Origin of the sequence: Paraburkholderia lebeckiae (assembly GCF_014201005.1) — a bacterium.
Taxonomy (GTDB): domain Bacteria; phylum Pseudomonadota; class Gammaproteobacteria; order Burkholderiales; family Burkholderiaceae; genus Paraburkholderia; species Paraburkholderia tuberum.
The window spans coordinates 142,203-148,560 of the sequence record NZ_JACHDK010000014.1; the positions used below are offsets into that span (position 1 = coordinate 142,203).

Genomic DNA, 6,358 nt, shown 5'->3' on the forward strand with positions numbered 1-6,358 from the left:
GGGTTAGAACAGCAGCGACGGCAAACGAAACCCGCCATCGCAATCCGGTGAATCCTTCGGTCTAGGCTGGCGCCTGAACCGCTTCCCCCACCAACTTCGCCCGCGACGGGGCTCCCATAAAGAGGGAAGACCGAAATTATATCAAATAATCTCGGTCTTGCAAGCGAAACTTACTGCGATTTCAACTACTTCTAAAGCTTGGCGACATTAGATGACGCGAGCAGCCTCGACTAGGCGAGCCACAACCCAAGCCTTCGTCTTCGAAATCGGACGAGTTTCCTGGATTTCAACGAGGTCGCCCTCGTTGTACGTGTTCGCGTCGTCATGCGCGTGGTACTTCTTCGACCGCACGACGTACTTGCCGTAGATCGGGTGCTTCACGCGGTGCTCGACCAGCACGGTAACCGTCTTGTCCATCTTGTTGCTGACGACCTTGCCGACCAGCGTCCGCTTGAGCGAGGTTTTTACGCTATCGTTCATTTCTGGTTCGCCTTCTCAGTCAGGACGGTCCGCACACGTGCGATGTCGCGACGGACCTTCTTCAGCTGGCTCGTGTTCGTGAGCTGCTGGGTCGCGAGTTGCATGCGCAGGCCGAATTGCGCCTTTAACAGGTCCGACAGCTCCTTGTTGAGCGCGGCCTGATCTTTCTGGTGAAGTTCGGAAGCCTTCATCATTTGCTCCTTAGGCGCCGAGCTGACGCACGATAAACGTCGTCTTGAGCGGCAGCTTCGCTGCAGCCAGACGGAACGCTTCGCGCGCCAGTTCTTCGGTTACGCCGTCCATTTCGTACAGCATCTTGCCCGGTTGAATCTCAGCGACGTAGTACTCCGGGTTACCCTTACCGTTACCCATACGCACTTCCGCCGGCTTGGTCGAGATCGGCTTGTCCGGGAAGATCCGGATCCAGATGCGGCCACCGCGCTTGATGTGACGCGTCATTGCACGACGCGCCGCTTCAATCTGGCGCGCGGTCAGACGGCCACGACCGACAGCCTTCAGGCCGAACTCACCGAACGACACCGCGTTGCCGCGGGTAGCAACGCCGGTGTTACGACCTTTCTGCTCTTTGCGATACTTTCTGCGTTTCGGTTGCAGCATCGTTATTCTCCAGTCTTCCCGTCGCCGCCAGCACCGCCAGCACGACGAGGAGCGCCACGGCGTGCACCTGCCGGGCCACCACCTTCACCATCACGACGCGGACGGCGATCGCCACCCGGACGCGCGTTGCGGCGCGGACGCTTTTCTTCGGCGACTTCTTCGACCACCGGCGCGTCGTTGCGGCCGAGCGTGTCGCCCTTGTAGACCCACACCTTCACGCCGATGATGCCGTACGTCGTCTTTGCTTCCGACGTTGCGTAGTCGATATCCGCACGCAGCGTATGAAGCGGCACGCGACCTTCGCGATACCATTCCGTACGGGCGATTTCGATACCGTTCAGGCGGCCAGCGCTCATGATCTTGATGCCTTGAGCACCCAGACGCATCGCGTTCTGCATCGCACGCTTCATCGCGCGACGGAACATGATCCGGCGCTCGAGCTGTTGCGTGATCGAATCAGCGATCAGTTGCGCGTCGGTCTCCGGCTTGCGGATTTCTTCGATGTTGACGTGAACCGGAACGCCCATGCGCTTTTGCAGCTCGGACTTCAGCAGTTCGATGTCTTCACCCTTCTTACCGATCACGACACCCGGACGCGAGCTGAAAATCGTGATGCGGGCGTTCTTTGCAGGACGCTCGATCACAACGCGACCGACGGACGCGTTCTTCAGCTTCTTCTTCAGGTATTCACGAACACCGATGTCTTCCTGCAACATCGCCGCGAAATTGTTGTTGTTCGCGTACCAACGCGACGCCCAATTGCGGCTGACGGCCAAACGGAAGCCAGTCGGATGAATTTTCTGTCCCATCGTATGACCCCTTAATTCCCGACCGTCACAGTGATGTGACAGGATTGCTTCTCGATGCGGTTACCGCGGCCTTTAGCGCGCGCGGTGAAACGCTTCAGCGATGCTGCCTTGTCGATGTAGATGCTCTTGATCTTGAGCTCGTCGATATCGGCACCTTCGTTGTGCTCCGCATTCGCGATCGCCGACAGCACGACCTTCTTCACGATTCCCGCAGCCTTCTTCGGCGAGAACGTCAGAACGTTCAGCGCCTTGTCGACCGGCAAACCGCGGATCTGGTCAGCCACAAGGCGCGTTTTCTGCGCCGAGATGCGGGCACCGCGATGAATTGCTTTCACTTCCATCTTGATACCCCTTATTTCTTGGCCTTCTTGTCGGCCGCGTGACCCTTGAACGTACGGGTCAGTGCGAACTCGCCAAGCTTGTGGCCGACCATGTTTTCCGTGACATACACCGGAACGTGTTGACGGCCGTTGTGAACGGCGATCGTCAGGCCGATGAAGTCCGGCAGGATCGTCGAGCGACGCGACCAGGTCTTAATCGGTTTCTTATCACGCGATGCCGCAGCCGCCTCAACCTTCTTCAGCAAATGGGCGTCGCAGAACGGACCTTTCTTAATAGAACGTGCCATTGCCTACTCCTTAACGCTTGTGACGGCGCTGGACGATCATGCTCGTCGTGCGCTTGTTGCTGCGGGTGCGATAGCCCTTCGTCGGCGTGCCCCACGGGCTCACCGGATCGCGGCCTGCCGCAGTCTTGCCTTCGCCACCACCATGCGGGTGGTCGACCGGGTTCATTGCAACGCCACGCACCGTCGGGCGGATACCGCGCCAGCGGTTCGCTCCAGCCTTACCGATTTGACGGAGGCTATGCTCTTCGTTGCCTACTTCACCGATCGTTGCGCGGCATTCAACGTGAACGCGGCGGATTTCGCCCGAACGCAGACGAACCTGCGCGTAGATGCCTTCGCGAGCCAGCAGCATCGCCGACGTACCCGCCGAACGCGCCATTTGCGCGCCCTTGCCCGGCAGCATTTCGATGCAATGAATCGTCGTACCGACCGGGATGTTGCGGATTGGCAGCGTGTTACCTGCGCGGATCGGCGCCTCCGAACCCGACATCAGCTGTTGACCAACAGTGATACCCTTCGGAGCGATGATGTAGCGGCGCTCGCCGTCTGCGTACAGAACCAGTGCGATGTTCGCGCTACGGTTCGGGTCGTACTCGAGACGCTCGACCTTTGCGGGAATACCATCCTTCGTGCGACGGAAGTCGACGACACGATAGTGATGCTTGTGACCACCACCCTTGTGACGCGTGGTGATGTGACCGTTGTTGTTACGGCCGGCGGTCGACGACTGCGTGTCGAGCAGCGCTGCGAACGGCTTGCCCTTGTGCAGTTCCTTGTTGACCACCTTGACCATCGCGCGGCGGCCCGGCGAAGTCGGCTTAACTTTCACGATTGCCATGATTACTTGGCCTCCGCTTCAAAGTTGATTTCCTGGCCGGGCTTCAGGCAGACGTACGCCTTCTTCACATCCTTGCGCTTGCCCATGAAGCGGCCAAAGCGCTTGGCTTTGCCCTTTGCGACCAGCACATTGACGGAATCGACTTCCACCTTGAACAGCAGCTCGACTGCAGCCTTCACTTCCTGCTTCGTGGCATCCGGCGCGACTTCGAACACAACTTGCTCGTTCTTGTCGGCAACCAGCGTCGCCTTTTCGGAGACCACCGGCGCGAGCAGGACCTGCATCAAACGATGATCGTTCTTGCGAATCTCGCTCATGACAGCAACTCCTCGATCTGGGCGACCGCAGCCTTCGTGATCAGGATCTTTTTGAAGTAGATCAGCGACAGCGGGTCGGCGTAACGCGGCTCGACAACCGCCACGTGGGCGAGGTTGCGCGACGCGAGGTACAGGTTTTCGTCAACCGTGTCGGTAATCACCAGCACGGAGTCGAGACCCATCGCCTTGAATTTTTCGGCCAGCAGCTTCGTCTTCGGCGCTTCGAGCGTCAGCTCGTCGACGACCGAGATGCGGCCTTCGCGGGCCAGCTGCGAGAAGATCGAGCACAGACCTGCGCGATGCATCTTCTTGTTGACCTTGTGCGAAAAGTTTTCTTCCGGCGAATTCGGGAAGATACGGCCACCGCCGCGCCACAGCGGGCTCGACGACATACCGGCACGGGCGCGGCCGGTACCCTTCTGGCGCCACGGCTTCTTGGTCGTGTGCTTGACCTGCTCACGATCCTTCTGCGCGCGGTTGCCGCTACGGGCATTCGCCTGGTACGCCACCACCACCTGGTGAATCAGGGCTTCGTTGTAATCGCGGCCGAACACGACGTCCGACGCGCTAACGCCCGCACCTTCCTGACCATTGGCACTCAGGAGCTTAAGTTCCATTATTTCGCTCCTTTCACGGCACGTGTCTTCACGGCCGGCGTAACGAATACCTTGCCACCCTTCGCACCCGGAACGGCGCCCTTGACCAGCAGCAGCTTGCGGTCAGCGTCAATACGAGCGATTTCGAGGTTTTGCACCGTTACCTTCTCGTCACCCATGTGGCCGGTCATGCGCTTACCCGGGAAAACACGACCCGGATCCTGCGCCATACCGATCGAGCCCGGCACGTTGTGCGAGCGCGAGTTACCGTGCGACGCACGGCCCGACGAGAAGTTGTAACGCTTGATGGTACCGGCGTAGCCCTTACCGATCGACACGCCTTGCACGTCGACCTTCTGGCCCACTTCGAACAGCTCGGGACCAACCACGGTGCCGCTCGACAACTCGGCAGCCTTAGCGGCATCGATCTGGAACTCTTTGAGGATTTCACCGGCCTGAACGCCGGCTTTGGCGAGATGACCTGCCAACGGCTTCGTCACGCGCGATGCGCGGCGTGTACCGAAGGCAACCTGCACGGCCGTGTAGCCGTCGGTTTCAACAGTCTTGATCTGCGTCACGCGGTTGTCGGACACGTCCAGCACGGTGACGGGAATCGAATCCCCTTCAGCCGTGAAGATACGGGTCATGCCAACCTTGCGACCTACGAGTCCAAGGCTCATCGTTTTCTCCATTCCCGACTGCGATTGGTCGGGGCTAATTTACAAAATGTCGGCGCTGTTTCGGGCATGAAACCATGCTGCAGCACGCCGACTTTTTTGCGCAAATGCGCGAAAAGCCTACTATGATAGCGAGTCTTTTCGTTTTTCGCAAGCAATCAATGACTTAGCGCTGCCCGGCTTGCCGGACAAAGGGTGAAGCCTTACTGCAGCTTGATTTCAACGTCCACGCCAGCCGGCAGATCCAGCTTCATCAGCGCGTCGACAGTCTTGTCCGTTGGGTCGACGATGTCCATCAGACGCTGGTGCGTGCGGATCTCGAGCTGGTCACGCGACGTCTTGTTGACGTGCGGCGAACGCAGGATGTCGAAGCGTTGAATGCGGGTCGGCAGGGGCACTGGACCACGAACGATTGCGCCAGTCCGCTTCGCCGTATCGACGATTTCAGCTGCCGATTGGTCGATCAGGCGATAGTCGAAAGCCTTCAGGCGAATGCGGATTTTCTGGTTCTGCATGACAAATTCCTTAAAAAGAGCGAGGCGATATTGCACCGCCGATTAGAAAAAGAACGTAGGCTCGGACGCTCGCGAAGAGCGAGTGCCCGAGCCCGGGCGCTACAGACTGTTACAGCAATGCGCGATTTTACTCGATGATCTTGGCGACGACACCAGCGCCGACCGTACGGCCACCTTCGCGAATTGCGAAGCGCAGACCTTCTTCCATCGCGATCGGGTTGATCAGTTTCACCGTGATCGACACGTTGTCGCCCGGCATCACCATTTCCTTGTCCTTCGGCAGTTCGATCGAGCCCGTCACATCCGTCGTACGGAAGTAGAACTGCGGACGGTAGTTGTTGAAGAACGGCGTGTGACGGCCGCCTTCGTCCTTGCTCAGCACGTACACTTCAGCCGTGAAATGCGTGTGCGGGTTGATCGAACCCGGCTTGGCCAGAACCTGACCACGCTCCACGTCTTCACGCTTCGTGCCGCGCAGCAGGATACCGACGTTGTCGCCTGCCTGACCCTGGTCGAGCAGCTTGCGGAACATTTCCACGCCCGTGCAGGTCGTCTTGGCCGTTGCGCGGATACCGACGATCTCGATTTCCTCGCCGACCTTGACCACGCCACGCTCGACGCGGCCCGTCACCACCGTGCCACGACCCGAGATCGAGAACACGTCTTCCACCGGCATCAGGAACGCACCATCAACCGCGCGCTCCGGCGTCGGGATGTACGTGTCCAGCGCATCGGCCAGGTTCATGATCGCCACTTCGCCCAGTTCGCCCTTGTCGCCTTCCAGTGCCAGCTTGGCCGAACCCTTGATGATCGGCGTGTCGTCGCCCGGGAAGTCGTACTTCGACAGAAGTTCGCGAACTTCCATTTCGACGAGTTCCAG

General features: G+C 59.3%; 12 protein-coding genes. All 12 read right to left on the bottom strand.

What is annotated here, in order from left to right:
• Positions 1–207: 207 nt before the first annotated feature.
• Positions 208–480, bottom strand: coding sequence for a 30S ribosomal protein S17 (gene rpsQ / locus HDG39_RS24325; protein WP_007180129.1), 273 nt, complete (start codon positions 478–480; stop codon positions 208–210).
• Positions 477–671: a 50S ribosomal protein L29 gene (rpmC, locus tag HDG39_RS24330; RefSeq protein ID WP_007180130.1), complete on the bottom strand. Its 195-nt coding sequence runs from the start codon at positions 669–671 to the stop codon at positions 477–479. The genes rpsQ and rpmC overlap by 4 nt, the downstream gene beginning before the upstream one ends.
• 10 nt (positions 672–681) lie before the next feature.
• Positions 682–1,098 carry a 50S ribosomal protein L16 gene (gene rplP / locus HDG39_RS24335; RefSeq protein ID WP_008923342.1) on the bottom strand — a complete coding sequence of 139 codons (417 nt, stop codon included), beginning with the start codon at positions 1,096–1,098 and terminating at the stop codon, positions 682–684.
• 2 nt (positions 1,099–1,100) lie between these two features.
• Positions 1,101–1,907: a 30S ribosomal protein S3 gene (gene rpsC, locus HDG39_RS24340; protein WP_012434570.1), complete on the bottom strand. Its 807-nt coding sequence runs from the start codon at positions 1,905–1,907 to the stop codon at positions 1,101–1,103.
• An 11-nt stretch (positions 1,908–1,918) separates the two neighbouring features.
• Entirely contained in the window at positions 1,919–2,248 is a 330-nt protein-coding gene (rplV, locus tag HDG39_RS24345; RefSeq protein WP_018420150.1) for a 50S ribosomal protein L22, read from the bottom strand.
• Positions 2,249–2,259: 11 nt separating this feature from the next.
• Entirely contained in the window at positions 2,260–2,535 is a 276-nt protein-coding gene (gene rpsS / locus HDG39_RS24350; protein WP_006998484.1) for a 30S ribosomal protein S19, read from the bottom strand.
• A gap of 10 nt (positions 2,536–2,545) precedes the next feature.
• Positions 2,546–3,373: a 50S ribosomal protein L2 gene (gene rplB / locus HDG39_RS24355; protein WP_018420149.1), complete on the bottom strand. Its 828-nt coding sequence runs from the start codon at positions 3,371–3,373 to the stop codon at positions 2,546–2,548.
• A 2-nt stretch (positions 3,374–3,375) separates the two neighbouring features.
• On the bottom strand, positions 3,376–3,690 hold the full coding sequence (gene rplW / locus HDG39_RS24360; RefSeq protein WP_008923345.1) for a 50S ribosomal protein L23: 315 nt from the start codon (positions 3,688–3,690) through the stop codon (positions 3,376–3,378).
• Positions 3,687–4,307: a 50S ribosomal protein L4 gene (rplD, locus tag HDG39_RS24365; RefSeq protein WP_184009277.1), complete on the bottom strand. Its 621-nt coding sequence runs from the start codon at positions 4,305–4,307 to the stop codon at positions 3,687–3,689. The genes rplW and rplD overlap by 4 nt, the downstream gene beginning before the upstream one ends.
• Positions 4,307–4,966 carry a 50S ribosomal protein L3 gene (rplC, locus tag HDG39_RS24370; protein ID WP_026225726.1) on the bottom strand — a complete coding sequence of 220 codons (660 nt, stop codon included), beginning with the start codon at positions 4,964–4,966 and terminating at the stop codon, positions 4,307–4,309. Before rplC ends, rplD begins: the two co-directional genes overlap by 1 nt.
• 200 nt (positions 4,967–5,166) lie before the next feature.
• Entirely contained in the window at positions 5,167–5,478 is a 312-nt protein-coding gene (gene rpsJ, locus HDG39_RS24375) for a 30S ribosomal protein S10 (protein WP_006998489.1), read from the bottom strand.
• A gap of 127 nt (positions 5,479–5,605) precedes the next feature.
• Positions 5,606–6,358, bottom strand: a 753-nt coding sequence (locus HDG39_RS24380; RefSeq protein WP_184009279.1) for an elongation factor Tu, incomplete at its 5' end; no start/stop codon positions are given.